This is a genomic window from Streptomyces sp. DS1-CR2 (assembly GCF_055760475.1).
The window spans coordinates 8,261,316-8,279,477 of record NZ_CM147085.1 but is presented as its reverse complement, the minus strand read 5'-3'; the positions used below and the strand labels follow the sequence as shown (position 1 = coordinate 8,279,477).

The following is an 18,162-nucleotide window of genomic DNA, read 5'->3' as shown; positions in this document are numbered from 1 at the left end:
CGCTCAGTGCGGCCACCGGTGGCGGGGTAGCGAGAGAGCGAGGGGAAGGCTCAGGGGTTCGCGGACTTCTCGCCGCCGTGGAGGCGAGTCTCATAACGAGACTTCTAGGAGTGTTGGATGACTACCGCGAGCGGTGCCGAGGTCGAGTCGGCGGACCTCAGTCCTCCGGCGAAGCCGGCCGTCCATCCGTCGGTGCAGGCCGTGCTCGCCCGGCGTGCGGCGGGTGACGTCGCGAGGCCGCCAGCAGTGATCGACGCGGCCTGGCTGCGCGAACTGTGCCTGGCGGCCGGCGCGGACGACGCGGCCGCGGTCAGCCTGGAGCACCCCGACCTGGCCGGCGAGCGCGAGCACGCACAGTCCGCCCTGCCCGGCACCCGCACCCTGATCGCGATGGCGGTTCGGATGAACCGCGACAACTGCCGCTCCCCCGCCCGCAGCGTGGCCAACCAGGAGTTCCACCAGACCGACGAGCAGGCCAACCACGCCGCCCGCAGTGTCACCCAGGCCCTGCAGGACGCCGGCTACCGCGCCCTCAATCCGTCGGTCGGCTTCCCTCAGGAGATGGACCGCTTCCCCAGTGAGCGGATCTGGGTGGTGGCGCACAAGACGGTCGCCGTGGCCGCGGGGCTCGGCGTGATGGGCCTGCACCGCAACGTCATCCACCCGAAGTTCGGCAACTTCGTGCTGCTGGCCACCGTCCTGTTGGACGCGGAAGTGAGCGGCTACGGGCAGGCTCTGGACTACAACCCGTGCATCGACTGCAAGTTGTGCGTCGCCGCCTGCCCGGTCGGCGCCATCGACAAGGACGGAGCATTCGACGCGCTCTGGCCTGCACCACGCACAACTACCGTGAGTTCATGAGCGGGTTCACCGACTGGGCGCAGACCGTGGCCGACAGCCGGGACGCGGACGACGGCCGGCGCCGCCACCCCCCTTGAGGCGCTCCCCGGCTTCTACCACTTCCTCGCGGAGTTCGAGCCGCTGCGGCAGATCACCGGCGGTATCCGCTCGATCCTCTACTACGACGCCCAGGCCGACGCCGGCCTGACCCGGGGATGGGTCATGATGGCCGTCGGCCTTGCACTGGCCGCACTGTTCGGCTTCGGCATGACGGGCTGGTACGACCGCAAGGGGCTGCACCGCGTCCCCGCCGAGACGAAGCCTGAGAAGACCGCCGCCCCGGCGTAGCGGAACGCGACTCGCCCAGGACTGGGCCACTACTCGGAGTGGCCCCGGTGTGTGTCGCCCTCGTAGGAACAAGAAGCGCGCACGCCATCAGAGCACGGCGACGGCCTCTCCCCCAAATGACGCCTCCGAGCCTCTGAGCGGACTTCAGGTGTCCGAACGGCACCCGGCACCACCCCGGCACCCCCAAGAAACCGATCGGTTTCCATTTCGGCCGATTCGAGTTAACCTCGCTGCATGACCACCGAAGTGAAGCCAAGCCCCAGAGAGCGACTGCTGGAGGCAGCAGCCACACTCACCTACCGAGACGGTGTCGGTATCGGTATCGAGGCGCTGTGCAAGGCGGCGGGGGTGTCGAAGCGCTCCATGTACCAGCTGTTCGAGAGCAAGGACGAACTGCTGGCAGCAAGCCTGAAGGAGCGTGCCTTTGCCTTCGTAGCCGGTCTCCTGCCCGGGTCGGACGATGGCCGTTCACCCCGCGAGCGGATCCTGCACGTCTTCGAGCAGGTGGAGTCGCAGGCGGGTGCGCCCGAGTTCCGAGGCTGCCGGTACCTGGCTGTGCAGATCGAACTCAAGGATCAGAGCCACCCTGCGAGCCGGGTGGCCCACGAGGTCAAGGCGAACCTGACGGCCTTTTTCCGTTCCGAGGCCGAACAGGGTGGCGCGAACGATCCCGACCTGCTGGCCCGGCAGCTCAGCCTGGTCTTCGACGGCGCGAGCGCCCGCGCGGGAATCCAGGCCGACAACCTGACAGGGCTCATCGCCCCCACTGTGGCCACCCTGCTCGACGCGGCAGACATGCACTGACGCACCCCTCCTCGAGCAGGCTCGGTGACCGATGCGCTCTCCGGGTTGATGCCCGCGTCCGGCAGCCGGAGCAGCGCTCACGGCTTCACGCCGCTGCTTCCCGGCACTCGGAGCAAAGCCCGGTGGCTGTAAGGGTGTCGATCAGCATGCCGCGCGCGGAAGACCGTCGTCTCGTTCATCATCGCCACCAAACGGCGCGTGCACGGTTTCCAACGGCCTCATCCAGCTGGCCCGGACCGGACGAGCTCGCCGATTTGGTCATCGCTTCGCGCTTCAGCGGCTTCCCCGAGGGCGTATCCCTGCATCTGCATCTGCATCTGAGCATTTCGGGGTGTGTCGCTCAGCCGCGTGTAAGCGTTCGCCAATACATGGAGGGTCTGCTCGCCACCCTCCGCCCCTGCGGCCGCCCGCTCGAACGCCAGGCGGGTGCCTTCCATACCCCCGCCAAGACGGCGACGAAGATCGCCCTATGTGCGGATGACGCTCTCGCGTCTCTCCTGCGCGCCCATCCTGGCCATGCCGTCATCTTGGCAGGCGCTGGCCGGTTTCGCGTCGGGCGGCAAGCCACCCGAAGGGAAGCGGGCCCGCAGGGCCCGGGCTCCTGTTTCGACACCACAGAATGCCGACCGTCCTGAGACGGCGCTTCGGATTGTCGCGCGTCACGACAGGACTCCGCCCCGCCTTGAGCGAGACGCCGCAGGCACCGCGAAGCCCCGCGCCGCGCGGCTCGCAGCGTATGGGCGGACGCGACCGGCCCCGACGGCGGCCGACCGCCGACCCTCTGATGACGGAATCGGCCTCAGCGCAGACGGTGACGCGACCCGGATCGGGGTGACGCTTGCACTTGCAGATGGAAACCGATCGGTTTACGGTTAGGGAAACCGATCAGTTTCTCAACGAGTCAGGATTCCATGATGACGACAAACCGGCCGGTGGCACTCGTGACGGGTGCGTCATCCGGCATCGGGAAGGAAACCGCGCTCGCGCTGGTCGCAGCGGGTTTCGACGTGGTCGGCACAAGCCGCGACACCTCACGCGTCACCCCGCTCAGTGGTGTGACGTTCCTCGACCTCGACGTGGCCAGTGATGCCTCGGTCAGCACCGCGATCCGGCAGGTGATCGAGAGGTTCGGACGGATTGACGTCCTGGTGAACAACGCCGGCATCGGCTCGATGGGCGCGGCCGAGGAAACCTCCATCGCGCAGGCTCAGGGCCTCTTCGACACCAACGTCTTCGGAGTCATGCGCATGGTGAATGAGGTACTGCCGCACATGCGCGCCCAGGGGCGCGGGCGCATCATCAACCTCTCGTCCGTACTCGGGTTCATGCCCCAGCCGTACATGGCCGCTTACGCCGCCTCCAAGCACGCGATCGAGGGCTACACCGAGTCCCTGGACCACGAGATCCGCGACCAGGGTGTCCGGGCGCTTCTCGTCCAACCCGCCTACAGCAGGACCGGATTCGAGGCCAACAGCGCGAAGCCCGACACACCCCTGGAGGTCTACGCGAAGCAGCGGCACACCGTCGACCGCGTGATGGCGGAGTCGATCAGGGACGGCGACGACCCCACCCTCGTCGCCAAGGTGATCGTCGCGGCAGCGACCGACGCGAACCCGAAGGTGCGCTACGCCGCCGGCCCTTTGGCCGGACGCGCTCGCATCCTGCACCGCGTCGCTCCCGCCCGCGCCTTCGACAAGCAGATCCGCAAGCTGAACCGGTTGGCCGGCTGACGCCCGCGCTCAATCTGACCCGCAAGAAGAGGCCGTGTATGGAGCGGCACATGGCAGAGATCCAGCTCGAGTTCGACATTCCGGTGGAGATGCGTGACAGCAACGCGCTGCGCACGGACGTCTACTGGCCCGGCGGGACTGTGACCGGTGTTTTGACGCAGGAGCCGCCGTCCACCGCCGAACCGCCCGAGGAGCTCCGTTACAACCCCATGGAACCGGCACCCACCACCGGCGGCGCGCTCCTCATGACCGACGAGTTCCGTCCCGGGCCGCTCGAGCAGAGGGTCGTGCAGGCGCGCGAGGACCTCCTGGTCTTCGCCACCGAACCGCTCGCCGAGGACGTCGAGGTGAACGGCCAGGTCCTGGCAGTTCTCTTCGCGTCCGCGGACGGCCCCCGTGACCAACTGGGTGGCACGCCTGCGATGTCGACGAGAACGGCGCTGCCCGAAGACAGTCGTAGTTGTCCGCCGACCCAGAAGCCGTGTACGCGCAGTTGAACAAGTAGCACGCACCCTCCGATTTAAGGGACATCCTCATGGAAAGCTCGCTCACCCACCGCTTCGTCGACGTGAACGGGGTCCGGCTGCACATCGCCGAGCAGGGGCAGGGCCCGCTGGTCCTGCTGCTGCACGGCTGGCCGGAAAGCTGGTACTCCTGGCGTCACCAGTTCGGGGCCCTGGCGGCGGCCGGGTACCGAGTTGTCGCTCCTGACCAGCGCGGCTATGCCCGCAGCGAGCAGCCGCCGGACGTCACCTCGTACACCCTGCTCCACCTCGTCGGCGACGTGATCGCCCTGATCGAGGAGCTCGGGGAGGAGCAGGCGGTAGTCGTGGGCCACGACTGGGGCGCACCCGTCGCCTGGACCGCGGCGATGCTGCGCCCGGACAAGGTCCGCGCGGTGGCCGGGCTCAGCATTCCGCCCATTCTGCCCGGCGGGATGGTCCCGCCATCCATCACCCGCACCCAGTACGGCGAGGGCTTCTACCAGATTTACTTCCAGCAGCCGGGAGTCGCCGACGCGGAGTTCGCCAAGGACATCCCGGACTCCTTCCGCCGCCTCCTGGTCGGTGCCTCGGGAGACAACCCGCTCGGCAGGGAGCCCCGCCCGTTGGTCATACCCGACGGTCTGGGCCTCCTGGACACCATGCCGGAGTCACCTGCTCTCCCGGCCTGGCTGACGGAGGAGGACATTCAGGCGTATGCCGAGGACTTTTCCTTGCACGGCGAGCATGCCTTCACCGGAGCCTTCAACTGGTACCGAAACATCGAACGCAACCACGAACTGCTCGCTCCTTTCCGGGGGCGCGGGATCGACGTCCCGGCCCTGTACGCGGTGGGAGACCGCGACATGGTCACCGCACTGCGTGGCCCGGACGGGGGCAGCTCGCTGGGCGAAATCTTCCGTGGCCAGGGCGGGTCGGACAACCCGCTGACCGCTGTCGCGCCTCAACTGCACGGCCCGGTGGTACTGCCGGGCTGCGGGCACTGGACACAGCAGGAGCGTCCCGCCGAGGTCAACGCCGCACTCCTCGACTTCCTCGCCCGCATCGACGGCTCGGCACCCCGATGACACTACCCTCTCTGTCAAAGTAGATCGAGTCGGGCATACTGGATGATTCATTGAGTCGAGGGCGGAGAAGGAGTAGTGCCCGGGTGGCCAGCACGAATGACCACGGGACCCCTGATCCGCAGGTAGAAGCCCGTTCGACCGGTCCGCGCCGGTATACCGCGGAGTACAAGGCGAGGATCCTCGCGGAGTACGAGACGTTGGACAAGAAGGGCAAGGGCGCTCTGCTGCGGCGGGAGGGCCTGTACTCGTCGTTGATCACGACGTGGCGGCAGCAGCGGGACAAGGGCGCCCTGGACGCGCTCGCCGCGTCGGCCGGACAGCCGAAGGCGGACCCCAGGGACAAGGAGATCGCGAAGCTGAAGGCGGAGAAGGCCCGCCTGGAAGCCGACCTCGCGAAGGCCCGCACCGTCATCGAGGTCCAGGGAAAACTCTCCGCGCTGCTCGACCAGTTCGCCACGGACAGCGCCCCGAACAGGAACGGCGAGAAGAACCAGTGACCGGGGCCCAGTTCGCGGCCGTGGCGTTCAACACCGCCCGCAATCAGGCCCTTGAAGAGCTCACCGGGCTGGTCGGACGCGTCCAGGCATGCGCTGCGCTCGGCGTGAGCCGTGCCACCTACTACCGCCAACACCGCCGAAGCCCCGCCCCGGCCAAGCCGCGGCGGGAACGGCGTCGACATCCGCGCGCTCTCGCACCCGAGGAGGAGATACGGGTCCTCGATGTGCTCCATTCCCCGGAGTTCGCCGACATGGCGCCCGCCGAGATCTACGCGGTCCTCCTGGACCGGGGTGTCTACCTGTGCTCGGAGTCGACGATGTACCGGCTCCTGCGACGGCACGGCGAGGTCCGTGAACGCCGCCGCCAGGCCGTCCACCCACCCCGGACCGTTCCCGAGCTGGTCGCCGAGGGCCCGAACCGGGTCTGGAGCTGGGACATCACGAAGCTGAAGGGGCCGGTCAAGGGCGTCTACTACTGCCTCTACACGATCATCGACATCTTCAGCCGCTACACGGTCGGCTGGATGATCGCCGCCCACGAGAACAAGGACCTCGCCGAGCGGTTCCTGTCCGAGACGATCACCAAGTACGGCATCGAACCAGGGCAGTTGACGATCCACTCGGACCGCGGTTCCCCGATGATCGCGCAGAACGTCGCCCAGATGATGGCCGGTCTCGGCGTCACCAAGTCGCATTCGCGGCCGAAGACGTCGAACGACAACCCGTACAGCGAGAGCCAGTACAAGACCCTGAAATACCGGCACGACTTTCCCGAGCGTTTCGGATCCCTCGAGGATGCCCGGGCGTGGTGCACCCAGTTCTTCACCTGGTACAACGAGGAGCATCGGCACTCCGGGATCGGCCTGCACACGCCCTACGACGTGCACTTCGGTCTCGCCGAGCAGCTCCGCGAGATGCGTGCCGACGTCCTCCAGGCGGTCTACGCGAAGCACCCCGAACGCTTCGTCCGCAAGCCACCGGAGCCCCCGAAGGTCCCCGCAACGGCCTGGATCAACCAGCCGGCACCAGACGGCCCACTGATCCCAGCACAGCGTTAGAACGATCTACCTGCCTTGATTGCTTTGACAGGTTCCGCTACGCAGAATCCGCTTGGCCGGCACCGTCCGGCTGGAGCAGAGCCCACAGCTCACGCGGAAGCGGCCACGGAGCTCAATGACTTCGCCTTCATCGACCGGCTCCGGCGGGAAGGGCCACCCGCCCACGAGCTGCCGGAAGCGGAGCCTTCGGCTCTCAGGGAAGCCCTCCACGGACCAGGCGTCCTGACCGACACCCTGGCCTGTTGCCGCACTGAGCGACGGCATGGCAGCCAGTTCAAGAACGGCTTCCAGCAGACCGCCGCACCCCGTGCAGGGCAGTCCTCGCACCTAAAGCAGCCCAACGCGGTCGCCGACCACGTCCTGGGCTTTCCGAACAGCTGACTCACCCCAACCAGACAGAGGACACACAAATGACAGAGCGCAATCCCATCCTGATCACCGGTGCTGCCGGCGAAATCGGTGGTGTGAGCCGAACGATGGTCGACATGCTGCTTGAACAAGGGCACCCGGTGCGCGCGTTCGTGCGGCAGGACGACGAACGCGCGCACTCGCTCCGGCAGGCCGGCGCCGAGGTCTTCATTGGGGACCTGCTCAACATCGCCGACGTGACCGCAGCGTTGAAGGGCTGCCGCCGCATCTACTTCAGCATGAGCTTGTCGCCGTACTACACCGACGCTGTCAGCCTGATGGCCGCGGCGGCACGGGCCCAGGGTGACATCGAGGTCTTCGTCAACATCTCCGAGTACGAGCAGTCGTTCATGACGTTCGAGAAGATGACCGCACCAGTGGAAGAACGGCGTGCGTGGCTCGGCGGACTCGTCGCGGACTGGTCGCCGCAGCAACGGGCCCACTGGATCGCCGAGCAGGTGCTGGACTGGTCCGGCGTCCCGACCGTCAACGTACGGGCGGCCATGTTCGTCGAGAACCCCATCCTGACCTGGCTGGCGCTGGAGCCGCTGAGCAACGGTGAACTGCGCCTGCCCTTCGGCCACCAGCAGCTCGCGCCCATCACGGGTTACGACGTGGCGGAGCTGTGCGTGAAGATCCTGGTCGACCCGGCGCCGCACATCTCGAAGTCCTACGACCTCACCGGTCCGGAACTGAAGGACATGCACGGGTTCGCGGAGGACTACGCCGCCGTGCTGGGACGCCCGGTCACGTACATTCCCGAAGACATCGAAACCTGGAACGAGACCTACGTGGACAGCGCCCTGGCCGCGCTGCCGCACACTGCGGAGCACATCAAGACCCTCACCCGGCTGATGGGCGGCGGGGGCTACCGCGGTATCACCGACCAACTGGAAACCCTGCTCGGGCGCCCGCCGAAGACCGTGCGGTGGGCGCTGGAGAACCATCCGCGCATCCGGAAGCTGGCGTCTGCCTGAGCCACTGAGAGAGTGCCGACGGAGCGGGATGGAGGTCCGGCGATCTGTGGGAGCCGCACAAACGCCCCTTCGAGTCGGCAACGCTCCGCAAGGAATCGCATTTCATGGGGATGAGCGCCTGCGCCCTGCGTTGGGGCCCCCGGCCGGGGGCCCCTGAAACGGCAGCTCAGATGGTCGGGCGTCGACCGGGACTCTGTGCCGACAGGAACCTGATGTGACGTCAGGAAAGTCAGCATTGGGTCAGCATCAGTCTGATGAGAGCTGCCCACGGGTGACGAGACCTGCGACTCGCGACGTGGAGTCAAAGTCCCCGAGGAACGATTTGTGATCGCGGTGACGGGAAGCCGGGCAAGTCGACTTCGCCATCTGCCCGGCCCCGCGTAGTTCACGCCGCAAAGAGGCAGTTCAACGCACTCGGCCTCGGGGTTTAAGCGGCACAGGCGGCGGCTGCGGCGCAGCCAACGGATCGAGGCATGGCGACGGGCAACCCGAGACACTGAGCTGTACTGAGATTCGTGGAGTCCCTGATGCCAGGGTTACGATCCTGGCGAAGGAGAACCACATCAGTGCCAGCACCACGGAAATACCCCGATGAACCACTTGAGCGCGCGATCCGCGAAGTCCGGACCACCGGACGACCCGTCGCGCACGTCGCGAAAGACCTGGGCATCCACAAGGAAGCCCTGCGCGGCTGGGTCCGCCAGGCTGAGGCCGATGCCGGCGAACGTGACGACCGGCTGAGCACAGCCGAGCTCGACGAACTCAAGCAACTCCGCAAGGAAAACGCTGAGTTGATGCCGGCCAATGAAATCCTGAAGGCCGCATCGGTGTCTTTTGCCCAGGAGATCGACCGTCCCCGGACGAGGCCGAGCAGGTGATCGACCACCTGCGAGCGAAGGGCCTCGGAGTCGATCCCGTCTGCCGGGAGCTGGACCTGTCGCCGTCGACGTACTCCGCCCGCAAGAAGCGCCCGAAGTCCGCCCGGCGGCTCCGCGACGAACAGCTCATGCCCATGATCGAGCAGATCCACGCCGAGTCCGGCGGCACCTACGGAGCCCGCCGGATCACCCGCGCCCTGCGGCGCAAGGGAGTCGAGGTGGCCCGCTGCACTGTCGAGCGGCTGATGGCCGAGCTCGGCGTCGAGGGCGTCATCCGCGGCCAGCGCAGCCGGACCACGGTGTCCGAACCATCGGCGCCCAGACCGCCGGACCTGGTCGACCGGGACTTCACTGCCGACGGCCCCCGACCGGCTCTGGGTCGCCGACATCACCTATGTCAGGACCTGGTCCGGTTGGGCTTACGTCGCCTTCGTCCTGGACGTGTTCTCCCGCATGATCGTCGGCTGGCAGATCGCGAACCATATGCGGACCGAACTCCCCCTGGACACACTTGAGATGGCGCCCTGGCCTCGGCGGACCAAGAAGGGATCCGGCCTGGTCCATCACTCCGACAGGGGGTCGCAAGGCGGATTCAATCGGTCGTCGCAACACCTTGATCGTGGAGGTGTTGATGGGCAGGCCAGCGGGCTGGATGAAGGAGTTGACCGGCAGGTCACCGATGAAATCGCCGGGCAAGCCGTCACTGCGACGCGACGTGGAGCGGCTGTTCTGGCGTGAGGTCGGCAAGGGGCTCACCAGCGAGGAGGCCGCGGTCGCGGTCGGCGCGTCGCAAGCGGCTGGCGGTCGTTGGTTCCGGGAGCGTGGCGGCATGCCGACGTTCCTGCATGTCCCGGTCACGGGGCGCTACTTGTCGTTTGAAGAGCGGGAGGAGATCGCCCTGCTGAAGGCTCAGGACGCCGGGGTGAGGGAGATCGCCCGCCGACTCGGTCGCGATCCCTCGACCGTCTCCCGGGAGCTGCGCCGCAACGCGGCCACTCGCGGAGGCAAGCTCGACTATCGAGCGTCGGTCGCGCAGTGGAAGGCTGAGCTGATGGCGCGACGCCCCAAGCCGGCCAAGCTCGTCGAGAACGACCGGCTGCGCGACTATGTGCAGGGACGGCTGGCCGGAGAGGTCCGGGCCCCGGACGGAACGACGGTGTCGGGGCCGCAGACGCGGGCGTGGAAGGGGCGGAACAAGCCACGACGCCAAGACCGCCGGTGGGCGACGGCCTGGAGCCCGGAGCAGATCGCCCACCGGCTCAAGTTCGACTTCCCCGAGGACATGACGATGCGGATCTCGCATGAGGCGATCTATCAGGCGCTCTATGTCCAGGGCCGAGGCGCGCTCAAGCGTGAGCTGGTCGCCTGCCTGCGCACCGGGCGGGCGTTGCGCGTCCCGCGGGCACGCTCACGGCGACGGCCTGGCGGGCACGTCACCCCGGACGTCGTGATCAGCGAGCGGCCGGCCGAGGCGGAGGACCGTGCGGTGCCCGGCCACTGGGAGGGTGACCTCATCATCGGCACTGACCGGTCCGCGATCGGCACACTCGTGGAACGCACGACCAGGTTCACGATGCTGCTGCACCTGCCACGGATGGAGGGCCACGGGATCGAGCCTCGAACGAAGAACGGGCCGGCGCTGGGCGGATACGGCGCGGAGGCGATGAAGGACGCACTCGCGGTCAGGATCACCACCCTGCCTGAGCAGTTGCGCCGCTCGCTGACCTGGGACCGGGGCAAGGAACTGGCTCAGCACGCCCAGTTGACTATCGACACCGGGCTGCCGGTCTACTTCGCCGACCCGCGCAGCCCATGGCAGCGCGGCACCAACGAGAACACCAACGGCCTGCTGCGGCAGTACTTCCCGAAGGGCACCGATCTGTCCCGCTGGGACGCACACGAGATCGATGCCGTTGCCACCGCCCTGAACTCCAGGCCCCGAAAGACACTCGACTGGAAGACACCCGCAGAGGCCCTCAACGAGCAGCTACTGTTGATCCAACAAGGCGGTGTTGCGACGACCGGTTGAACCTGGGCAATACGTGTCAATTCGCTACACCGAACGGCTGTCAGACATCGGTGCCTCCGCGTCGGTCGGCTCCGTCGCGGACTCCTATGACGCCATGGCCGAGGCGCTGAACGGCACCTTCAAAGCTGAGTTGATTGAGATGCAGGGCCCCTGGCGGGACGTCGACCAGGTCGAACGGGCGATCTTCCAGTGGGTCACGTGGTACAACGAAGAACGCCTCCACTCCGCCCTCGACTACGTACCGCCCAGCGAGTACGAACGGGACTTCTGGCAGAGCCTGGAACCAGTCCCGCAGTCCGCCTGAACCAACATCATCGGACTCTACGAAACTCGGGACAGCTCATCTGCAGCATCCGCTCGACCACTGCCACATCTTGATCGGCTACACCAACACCTAGGACACCATCTGTCCACTGCCCAACTCCTTGATGGCCCGGGGTTCGCATCACGCCTTCCTGACCTGCGCCTTGCAGACTCTGAACATCCGTGTGCGGGCATCCAGCAAACTCACCAAGTCCTGAATCGGAGGACCTTGATCCGCCGGGCAGGCGGGATCGATCCTGAGAGGCGAGATCGATTACTGCCCTTGCCCGAGGAGTGAAGCCGCGTGTTGTCCATGCCGTCAAGCGCCTCGTCCGGCGTTCGCCGAGTAACCCTCACCGCCGACGACCACTCCACTCCCCTTACAGGGCTGCTCGCCGAACCGGAGCCGGCCCACGGTCCCTCGCGCGCCCTCGTGGTCGCCTTGCACGGCGGCGGCATGAGCGCGGGCTACTTCGACGGGCAGGCTCACCCGGATGTATCCCTGCTGGCGCTCGGGGCGCGGCTCGGTTACACCGTGCTCGCGCTGGACCGGCCCGGTTACGGTCAGCACGCCGGGATACTGCCCGCGGGGCGGACCGTGCACGAGCAGGTCGACGACATCGGCCCGGCCTTGGAGGAGTTCGTCGGCGGCGGGGCTGCTCCCGGCGGCGAAGTCGGTGTGCTGCTCCTTGGACACTCCTACGGGGCGAAGGTGGCGCTCGCCCTGGCCGGGGACCGGCCGCCGCATGGACTGCTCGGCGTGGACGTCTCCGGGATCGGGCTCCGCCCGGCCGTGTCGCCCGAGCAAGTCGGTCGGTCTGCGAGGTTCGCGTCACGGCGGCTCAACTGGGGCCCATCCTTCGACCTCTATCCTCCGGGCACGTTCCGTGCGAGCCAGTCGGTGGTGGCACCGATGCCCCAGCGGGAAGCGGACTCGGTGGGCGACTGGACGGAGTGGGGCGCCGATGTGCTCGGACGCGTACACGTGCCCGTGCGGTTCACGTTCGCCGAGCACGAGGCATGGTGGCGGCACGGGCCGGACGAAGTCGCGGAGCTGACGGGCCGGTTGACCCAGGCGCCGCGCGTCGTGGTGGACCGCCTGGCGCGAGCCGGGCACAACATCAGTCTGGGGTGGGTGGCCCGCGCGTACCACCTCAGCGTCTACGCCTTCCTGGAGGAGTGCCTGGAGGCGGACAGGGCAAGGGCGGACCGGGCCTCGTGAGCGGCGCCGCGACCGGCGTCTTCCGCGCCTTGCGCGTGCGTGACTTCCGGCTCTTCGCGCTCGGCCAGGTCGTGTCGGTCGCGGGCACCTGGATGATGGTCGTCGCCCAGGACTGGCTCGTCCTCGGCCTCACCGACGACTCGGCCACCGCGCTGAGCACGGTGACGGCGTTGCAGTTCGCGCCGCTGCTGCTGTTCACGCTGTACGGTGGGCGGCTCGCGGACCGGCACGACAAGCGGGACCTGCTGACCGCCGCCAACCTCGTGTCCGGAGTGCTCGCCCTTGTGCTGGCGGTGCTGGTGCTTGCGGGCGCGGCCGGACTGTGGCACGTGTACACGTTCGCGTTCGGTCTGGGCGTGGTCAACTCCGTCGAGGTGCCCACGCGCATGGCGTTCGTCGGTGAGCTCGTCGGGCCCGAACTGCTGCCCAACGCCTCGGCGTTGAGCGCCGCCTACTTCAACATCGGCCGGGTTGTGGGCCCGGCCCTGTCCGGGCTGCTCATTTCGGTCGTAGGCGTCGGCTGGGTGATGCTGCTGAACGCGGTGAGCTATGCCGCCACCGTGGTCGCGCTGCGCCTGATGCGGAGCGGCGGGTCCCGGCGGAGGCGAGAGGGTGACGACCGGGCCCGGGTCGTGGACGGGCTGCGGCACACGGCAAGCCGGCCCGACCTGCTGGTGCCGATGGGGCTGGTCGCGGTCGTCGGGCTGTTCGGCCTCAACTTCCAGCTGACGCTTCCCCTGCTGGCGAAGCAGGTCCTGCGCGCAGACGCGTCGTCGTTCGGACTGGTGACGACCGTGTTCGCGGCGGGGTCGCTGACGGCCGCTCTGGTGACGACGGCGCGGCGCGGGCGTCCCTCGGCGCGGCTGGTGGCCGGGGCCGCCGTGGTCTTCGGGGGGCTGGAGGCGGGGGTGGGACATGCGTCGTCGTACGCGGCGTCGGTCGTGCTCCTGTTCCTCACCGGTGGGACGTCGATCTTCTTCGTTCAGGCCGCCAACCACCGTATTCAGTTGGGCAGTTCACCCGAGTTTCGCGGTCGGGTTCTCGCTCTGTACACGCTGATCCTGCAGGGGTCCACGCCGCTGGGAGCGCTGCTGGTCGGCTGGCTCACCGAGCGCTGGGGCGCTCAGTCCGGGTTCGTGGTCGGCGGCCTGGTGTCGCTCGCCGCGGGGCTCGTGGCCGCGGCCGTCGGGCGGCGGAGCGGGACGCGGGCCGCGCCGGTGGCGCCGGCGGCGCGGGGCCGGGAGCCGTCCGGAAGGCGAGCGTGGCCGTGAGGGAACTGCCCAGGCAGCGGACCGTGGACCTGTGGCTGCTGACTGTGCCGCCCCGGGCGGCGGCGCCGGTGCCGACGTGGGCGTACGCGGTGCTCGACGATACCGAGCGGCGCCGGGCCCGGGGCTTCGCGACACCGGGCGGGCGCGGCCGCTACGTGCGGGCGCATCTGGCGCTGCGCCTCGTCCTTGCCCGGTACACCGGCCGGGACGCGGCCGATCTCCGCTTCGGCCGGGAGCGCCCGCAGGGCCGTCCGGTGCTGCGCGGTCTGGCGGTGCCTCCGCACTTCTCGCTGTCGCACAGTCACGGCCTGGTCGCTGTGGCCGTGGCGTCGGACATGGTGGGCGTCGACGTGCAGCGGTTGTGCCCGCCGGGCACGGTGGAGGCGTGTCTGCCGCGCCTCCACCCGTACGAGCGAGCCGAGCTGGAGGCCCTCGTGCCGGAGGAACGGGCGGAAGTGTTCACCCGGCTCTGGGCGCGCAAGGAGGCGTACCTCAAGGGGCTCGGCACCGGACTGTCCCGTCCGCCGCGCGCCGACTACCTGGGCGAGGCGACCGTCGCGACCCGGCCGGCGGGCTGGAGCGTGCACGACGTGGCAGCCCCGTCCGGCTACGCCGCGGCGACGGCGCTGCGCGCCGCCGACGGGACGCATAGGGTCACCGTGCGTGCGGTGCCACCGTCAGCGGCGCTTGGTCGGTCGGATTCAACTTTCGTACAGTGAAAGGCGCTTGCCCGGTATCGCGGCCAGCAGCTGCTGCGTCCAGGGGTCTTCAGGCGACGTGAAGACCGACTCCACCGGGCCCGACTCGATGACTCGGCCCTGGCGCATCACGGCGACCCGATGGGCCACTTGTCGTACGACGGCCAGGTCGTGGGAGATGAACAGATAGCTCACGCCGTCCTCGCGCTGGAGTTCCGCGAGGACGTCGAGGACGCGGGCCTGGGCCGAGACGTCGAGGGCGGAGACCGGTTCGTCGCACACCACCAGGTCCGGGCGCAGGGCCAGGGCGCGGGCGATGGCGACGCGTTGGCGCTGGCCGCCGGAGAGTTCCGCGGGGCGGCGACGGGCCACGGTCGCCGGCAGGTGCACGCGGTCCAGGAGTACGGCCGCTCGCCGGGCTCGTTCGGCGCGGCCCGCGACGCGGAAGGCACGCAGGGGCTCCGCGACAATCTCGGCGACCGGCATGCGGGGGTCAAGGGAGGTGTACGGGTTCTGGTAGATGATCTGCAGGTGGCGGCGCAGAGTGCGTAGAGCCGGGCCGCGTAGCCGCGTGATGTCCTTGCCGTCGAAGGTGATCCGGCCTTGCGTGGCGGTGGTCAGGCGCAGAAGCAGCCGGGCCGTCGTGGACTTGCCGGAGCCGGACTCGCCGACCAGGGCCAGGGTTTCACCGCGTGCGATGCGCAGGCTGACGCCGTCCACGGCGCGCGGCAGCGGGCCCTGGGACCGGGTCCTGTGCGGCGCGTACTCCTTGACCAGGTTCTCGGCCACCAGAAGGTCGGGGGCCGCGGTGCGGCGACGCGGCACGGGGCGCCTCGGGGTGGACGCGGGCGCCGCCTCCAGCAGGCTTTTGGTGTACGGGTGCCGGGGCGCGGTCAGCACCTCGCGCGCGGCGCCGGTCTCCACGATGCGGCCCTGCGCCATCACGGCGATCCGCTGGGCCCGGTCCGCGGCCACGCCCAGGTCGTGGGTGATCAGCAGGACGGCGGTGCCGGACGTACGGGTGAGGGTGTCGAGGTGGTCGAGGATGGCGCGCTGCACAGTGACGTCCAGCGCGCTGGTCGGCTCGTCCGCGACCAGCAGGCGGGGGCGTGCGGCGAGGGCGATCGCGATGAGGACACGCTGGCGCATGCCGCCGGACAGTTCGTGCGGGTACTGGCGGGCCCGCTGCCGGGGCCGGTCCAGGCCCGCCTCGCCGAGGAGTTCGGCCGCCCGTGCGAGGGCGGCGCCCCGGTCGGTCGCGAGTCTGTGCAGGAGGAGTACCTCGGCGACCTGGTGGCCCACGCGCTGCACCGGGTTGAGGGACACCATGGGGTCCTGCGGGATCAGTCCGATCGCGCGTCCGCGGTGGGCGCGCAGCACGGCCTCGTCGGCGCCCGCGAGATCGGTTCCGGCGTAGCGGATCGTGCCGCGCTCGATCCGTGCGCCGGGCGGCAGCAGACCGAGGACGGCGTGGGCCGTGGTGCTCTTGCCGGAGCCGGACTCGCCGACCAGGGCGAGTACGTCGCCGGGGCGCACGCTCAGGTCGATGCCGCGTACCGTGGGGACGGGGCCGGCCCGGGTGCCGTACGAGATGGTCAGGTCGCGGATGTCGAGGAGTGTGTCCCTGGGCGGGGGCGGGTTCTCGCGGAGTGTCATGGTGTCTCCCTCGCCTCGCCGTCGAGGGCGCGGGCGATGCGGTTGGCGGCCAGGACGGTGGCCGCGATGGTGAGGCCGGGCAGCGTGGTCAGCCACCAGGCCGATGCCAGGTAGTCGCGTCCTCCGGCGACCAGCGCGCCCCACTCGGGCTGGGGCGGGCGGGCCCCGTAGCCGAGGAAGGACAGGGAGGACACCTGGAGCACCACGGCCCCGAAGTCCACGGCCGCGTAGACGAGGACGGGGCCGGCCGCGTTCGGCACGACGTGTCGCAGCAGTACCGCGTACCAGCGCACACCGCCCGCCCGCGCCGCCTCGACGTACGGTGCGCGGGCGACTCGCTGGACCTCCGTGCGCATGATCCGGGCGAACATGGCGACGCTGGTGACGCCGACGGCGATCGCGACCTCGACGGTGCCGAAGCCGAGCGCGGTCACCAGGGCCAGGGACAGGAGCAGTCCTGGTACGGCGAGCAGCACATCGGTCAGACGCATCAGGGCGTCGTCCGCCCGCCCGCCGAGATAGCCGGCGAGGAGCCCCACGAGCGAGCCGGCGACGAGTCCCACGGCGACCGCGAGACCGGTGGCCCGCAGAGTGAGGGCGCAGCCGTGCACGACGCGCGCGAACAGGTCGCGGCCGAGCTGGTCGGTGCCGAACAGGTGGGCGGTGCCCGGCGGTTGGAGGCGCTGTCCGGCGATGCCCGCCAGCGGGTCGCGGGACGTGAGCAGGGCGGGGAACAGCGCGGCCAGGATCACCAGTGCGAGCAGTGCGACGGAGAGGGCCAGTCCTGGCCTGCTCAGCCAGAAGACGGCCGCGCGGCGGGCGCGTGCACCGGTCGTGGGGCGACTGAAGGCAGGGGCTCCAGCCAAAGGGGTGGCCGTTTCGGGGTCGGTCCCCCCTTCGGTGGCGAGGTCCGTCATGACGCCACCGCCGGGCGGGCCGCCGCCGCGATCCGTGGGTCGAGCAGCGGGTGGACGAGATCGACGGCGAGGTTCGCCGCGACGTACACACAGGCGCCCAGGACCACGAGTCCCTGGACGACGGGGATGTCCTGCGTGGTGACCGCGGTCGCCGTCAGCCGGCCCACGCCGGTCCGCGAGAACACGGTTTCCACCACTACCGAACCGGCCAGCACCCCGCCCGTGAGGACCCCGGCCACCGTCAGCGGCGGGGCCAGCGCGTTGCGCGCCGCATGCCCGAAGTGCACGCGGGCGCGGCCCGCACCCTTGGCCCGCGCCACGTCGATGTACGGCTCGGCGAGCGCCGTCTGCAGGCTCTTCGCCGAGACCTGCGCGACGAGCCCGGCGGCGGGCAGGGCCAGGGTCACGGACGGCAGGACCAGGGAGCGCCAGCCCTCGTTCCCGAACGCGGGCAGCAACCCCCAGCGGAACGACACCAGTTGAACGAGGAGCAACCCGACCCAGAAGGTGGGTGCCGACACCCCTGCGGCGGGCAGGGACAGCACCAGCTGACGCAGCCAGCGGCGGCGTGTGTAGGTGCCGAGCACGGCCACGGCGCAGCCGACCGGCACGCCCAACAGCAGGGCGCCCGCCGCGAGTTGGATCGTCGCGGGCAGCGCGTCGGCGATCATCCGGGTGACCGGCTGCCCGCTGTGCACCGACGCGCCGAAGTCGCCGCGCACGGCGTGCCACAGCCCGGTCGCGTACTGCTCGGGCACCGGCCGGTCCAGGCCGTAGTGGGCGCGCAGTTCGGCGACCTGGGCGGGGCTGACAGAGCTCGCGTCGCCGCCGCCCGCGGCCATGATCGTCACGGGGTCGCCCGGCAGCAGGTACAGCACTCCGAAGGAGACCGTGTACGCGGCCCACAGGACGAACAGCGCCTGGGCCGCTCTGCGCAGGAGGTAGTTCCTCACCGC

The 18,162-nt window shown here is 69.4% G+C and carries 16 protein-coding genes and 3 pseudogenes; 16 read left to right on the top strand and 3 right to left on the bottom strand.

Annotation, left to right across the window (positions count from 1 at the left end):
* The first annotated feature begins 117 nt into the window (after window positions 1–117).
* From ACY0PA_RS38670 to ACY0PA_RS38595, 16 genes and pseudogenes are all read left to right on the top strand, one after another.
* Window positions 118–861, top strand: a complete 744-nt coding sequence (locus tag ACY0PA_RS38670) for a 4Fe-4S binding protein (RefSeq protein ID WP_473082020.1) — start codon at window positions 118–120, stop codon at window positions 859–861.
* 51 nt (window positions 862–912) lie between these two features.
* Window positions 913–1,188: pseudogene (locus tag ACY0PA_RS38665) on the top strand (DUF3533 domain-containing protein); the annotation flags it as partial.
* Window positions 1,189–1,422: 234 nt separating this feature from the next.
* Window positions 1,423–1,992 (top strand): TetR/AcrR family transcriptional regulator, encoded by a 570-nt coding sequence (locus ACY0PA_RS38660; protein WP_473082019.1) that lies wholly within the window; start codon window positions 1,423–1,425, stop codon window positions 1,990–1,992.
* Between the two features lie 914 nt (window positions 1,993–2,906).
* Window positions 2,907–3,722 (top strand): oxidoreductase, encoded by an 816-nt coding sequence (locus tag ACY0PA_RS38655; protein WP_473086567.1) that lies wholly within the window; start codon window positions 2,907–2,909, stop codon window positions 3,720–3,722.
* 50 nt (window positions 3,723–3,772) lie between these two features.
* Window positions 3,773–4,219 carry a CocE/NonD family hydrolase C-terminal non-catalytic domain-containing protein gene (locus ACY0PA_RS38650; RefSeq protein WP_473082018.1) on the top strand — a complete coding sequence of 149 codons (447 nt, stop codon included), beginning with the start codon at window positions 3,773–3,775 and terminating at the stop codon, window positions 4,217–4,219.
* Window positions 4,220–4,257: 38 nt separating this feature from the next.
* A complete protein-coding gene (locus ACY0PA_RS38645) occupies window positions 4,258–5,292 on the top strand; it encodes an alpha/beta fold hydrolase (RefSeq protein ID WP_473082017.1) in 1,035 nt (344 codons plus the stop codon).
* An 83-nt stretch (window positions 5,293–5,375) separates the two neighbouring features.
* Window positions 5,376–6,847: pseudogene (locus ACY0PA_RS38640) on the top strand (IS3 family transposase).
* A 410-nt stretch (window positions 6,848–7,257) separates the two neighbouring features.
* The gene (locus tag ACY0PA_RS38635; RefSeq protein ID WP_473082016.1) at window positions 7,258–8,232 is read left to right on the top strand and encodes an NmrA family NAD(P)-binding protein; all 975 of its coding nucleotides are present in this window, start codon (window positions 7,258–7,260) and stop codon (window positions 8,230–8,232) included.
* Window positions 8,233–8,798: 566 nt separating this feature from the next.
* Complete coding sequence (locus ACY0PA_RS38630) at window positions 8,799–9,110, top strand: transposase (protein ID WP_473082015.1); 312 nt, start codon at window positions 8,799–8,801, stop codon at window positions 9,108–9,110.
* A pseudogene (locus tag ACY0PA_RS38625) lies at window positions 9,107–9,385 on the top strand (IS3 family transposase); the annotation flags it as partial. The gene ACY0PA_RS38630 and the pseudogene ACY0PA_RS38625, both read left to right, overlap by 4 nt.
* Before the next feature lie 76 nt (window positions 9,386–9,461).
* Window positions 9,462–9,848: a transposase gene (locus ACY0PA_RS38620; RefSeq protein WP_473086566.1), complete on the top strand. Its 387-nt coding sequence runs from the start codon at window positions 9,462–9,464 to the stop codon at window positions 9,846–9,848.
* Window positions 9,763–11,139 carry an IS30 family transposase gene (locus ACY0PA_RS38615; RefSeq protein WP_473086565.1) on the top strand — a complete coding sequence of 459 codons (1,377 nt, stop codon included), beginning with the start codon at window positions 9,763–9,765 and terminating at the stop codon, window positions 11,137–11,139. Before ACY0PA_RS38620 ends, ACY0PA_RS38615 begins: the two co-directional genes overlap by 86 nt.
* Window positions 11,140–11,152: 13 nt before the next feature.
* Entirely contained in the window at window positions 11,153–11,443 is a 291-nt protein-coding gene (locus ACY0PA_RS38610; protein WP_473082014.1) for an integrase core domain-containing protein, read from the top strand.
* 312 nt (window positions 11,444–11,755) lie between these two features.
* Window positions 11,756–12,664, top strand: a complete 909-nt coding sequence (locus ACY0PA_RS38605; RefSeq protein ID WP_473086564.1) for an alpha/beta fold hydrolase — start codon at window positions 11,756–11,758, stop codon at window positions 12,662–12,664.
* Window positions 12,661–13,935 (top strand): MFS transporter, encoded by a 1,275-nt coding sequence (locus ACY0PA_RS38600; protein ID WP_473082013.1) that lies wholly within the window; start codon window positions 12,661–12,663, stop codon window positions 13,933–13,935. Before ACY0PA_RS38605 ends, ACY0PA_RS38600 begins: the two co-directional genes overlap by 4 nt.
* Window positions 13,932–14,654, top strand: coding sequence for a 4'-phosphopantetheinyl transferase family protein (locus ACY0PA_RS38595; RefSeq protein WP_473082012.1), 723 nt, complete (start codon window positions 13,932–13,934; stop codon window positions 14,652–14,654). The genes ACY0PA_RS38600 and ACY0PA_RS38595 overlap by 4 nt, the downstream gene beginning before the upstream one ends.
* Here the strand turns inward: ACY0PA_RS38595 and ACY0PA_RS38590 are convergent.
* Genes ACY0PA_RS38590 through ACY0PA_RS38580 form a run of 3 tightly spaced genes read right to left on the bottom strand, consistent with a single transcriptional unit; the run spans window position 14,637 to window position 18,159 of the window.
* A complete protein-coding gene (locus ACY0PA_RS38590; RefSeq protein WP_473082011.1) occupies window positions 14,637–16,289 on the bottom strand; it encodes a dipeptide ABC transporter ATP-binding protein in 1,653 nt (550 codons plus the stop codon). The two genes, ACY0PA_RS38595 and ACY0PA_RS38590, sit on opposite strands and share 18 nt — an antisense overlap.
* Complete coding sequence (locus ACY0PA_RS38585; protein WP_473082010.1) at window positions 16,286–17,206, bottom strand: ABC transporter permease; 921 nt, start codon at window positions 17,204–17,206, stop codon at window positions 16,286–16,288. The genes ACY0PA_RS38590 and ACY0PA_RS38585 overlap by 4 nt, the downstream gene beginning before the upstream one ends.
* On the bottom strand, window positions 17,203–18,159 hold the full coding sequence (locus ACY0PA_RS38580) for an ABC transporter permease (protein WP_473082009.1): 957 nt from the start codon (window positions 18,157–18,159) through the stop codon (window positions 17,203–17,205). The genes ACY0PA_RS38585 and ACY0PA_RS38580 overlap by 4 nt, the downstream gene beginning before the upstream one ends.
* Between the last annotated feature and the right edge of the window lie 3 nt (window positions 18,160–18,162).

Excerpts from the sequence above, each read along its gene's own strand:
- ACY0PA_RS38670 (WP_473082020.1), top strand. The coding sequence starts at position 118 with ATGACTACCGCGAGCGGTGCCGAGGTCGAGTCGGCGGACCTCAGTCCT.
- ACY0PA_RS38660 (WP_473082019.1), top strand. The coding sequence starts at position 1,423 with ATGACCACCGAAGTGAAGCCAAGCCCCAGAGAGCGACTGCTGGAGGCA.
- ACY0PA_RS38655 (WP_473086567.1), top strand. The coding sequence starts at position 2,907 with ATGACGACAAACCGGCCGGTGGCACTCGTGACGGGTGCGTCATCCGGC.
- ACY0PA_RS38650 (WP_473082018.1), top strand. The coding sequence starts at position 3,773 with ATGGCAGAGATCCAGCTCGAGTTCGACATTCCGGTGGAGATGCGTGAC.
- ACY0PA_RS38645 (WP_473082017.1), top strand. The coding sequence starts at position 4,258 with ATGGAAAGCTCGCTCACCCACCGCTTCGTCGACGTGAACGGGGTCCGG.
- ACY0PA_RS38635 (WP_473082016.1), top strand. The coding sequence starts at position 7,258 with ATGACAGAGCGCAATCCCATCCTGATCACCGGTGCTGCCGGCGAAATC.
- ACY0PA_RS38615 (WP_473086565.1), top strand. The coding sequence starts at position 9,763 with ATGAAGGAGTTGACCGGCAGGTCACCGATGAAATCGCCGGGCAAGCCG.
- ACY0PA_RS38605 (WP_473086564.1), top strand. The coding sequence starts at position 11,756 with ATGCCGTCAAGCGCCTCGTCCGGCGTTCGCCGAGTAACCCTCACCGCC.
- ACY0PA_RS38590 (WP_473082011.1), bottom strand. The coding sequence starts at position 16,289 with ATGACACTCCGCGAGAACCCGCCCCCGCCCAGGGACACACTCCTCGAC.
- ACY0PA_RS38585 (WP_473082010.1), bottom strand. The coding sequence starts at position 17,206 with ATGACGGACCTCGCCACCGAAGGGGGGACCGACCCCGAAACGGCCACC.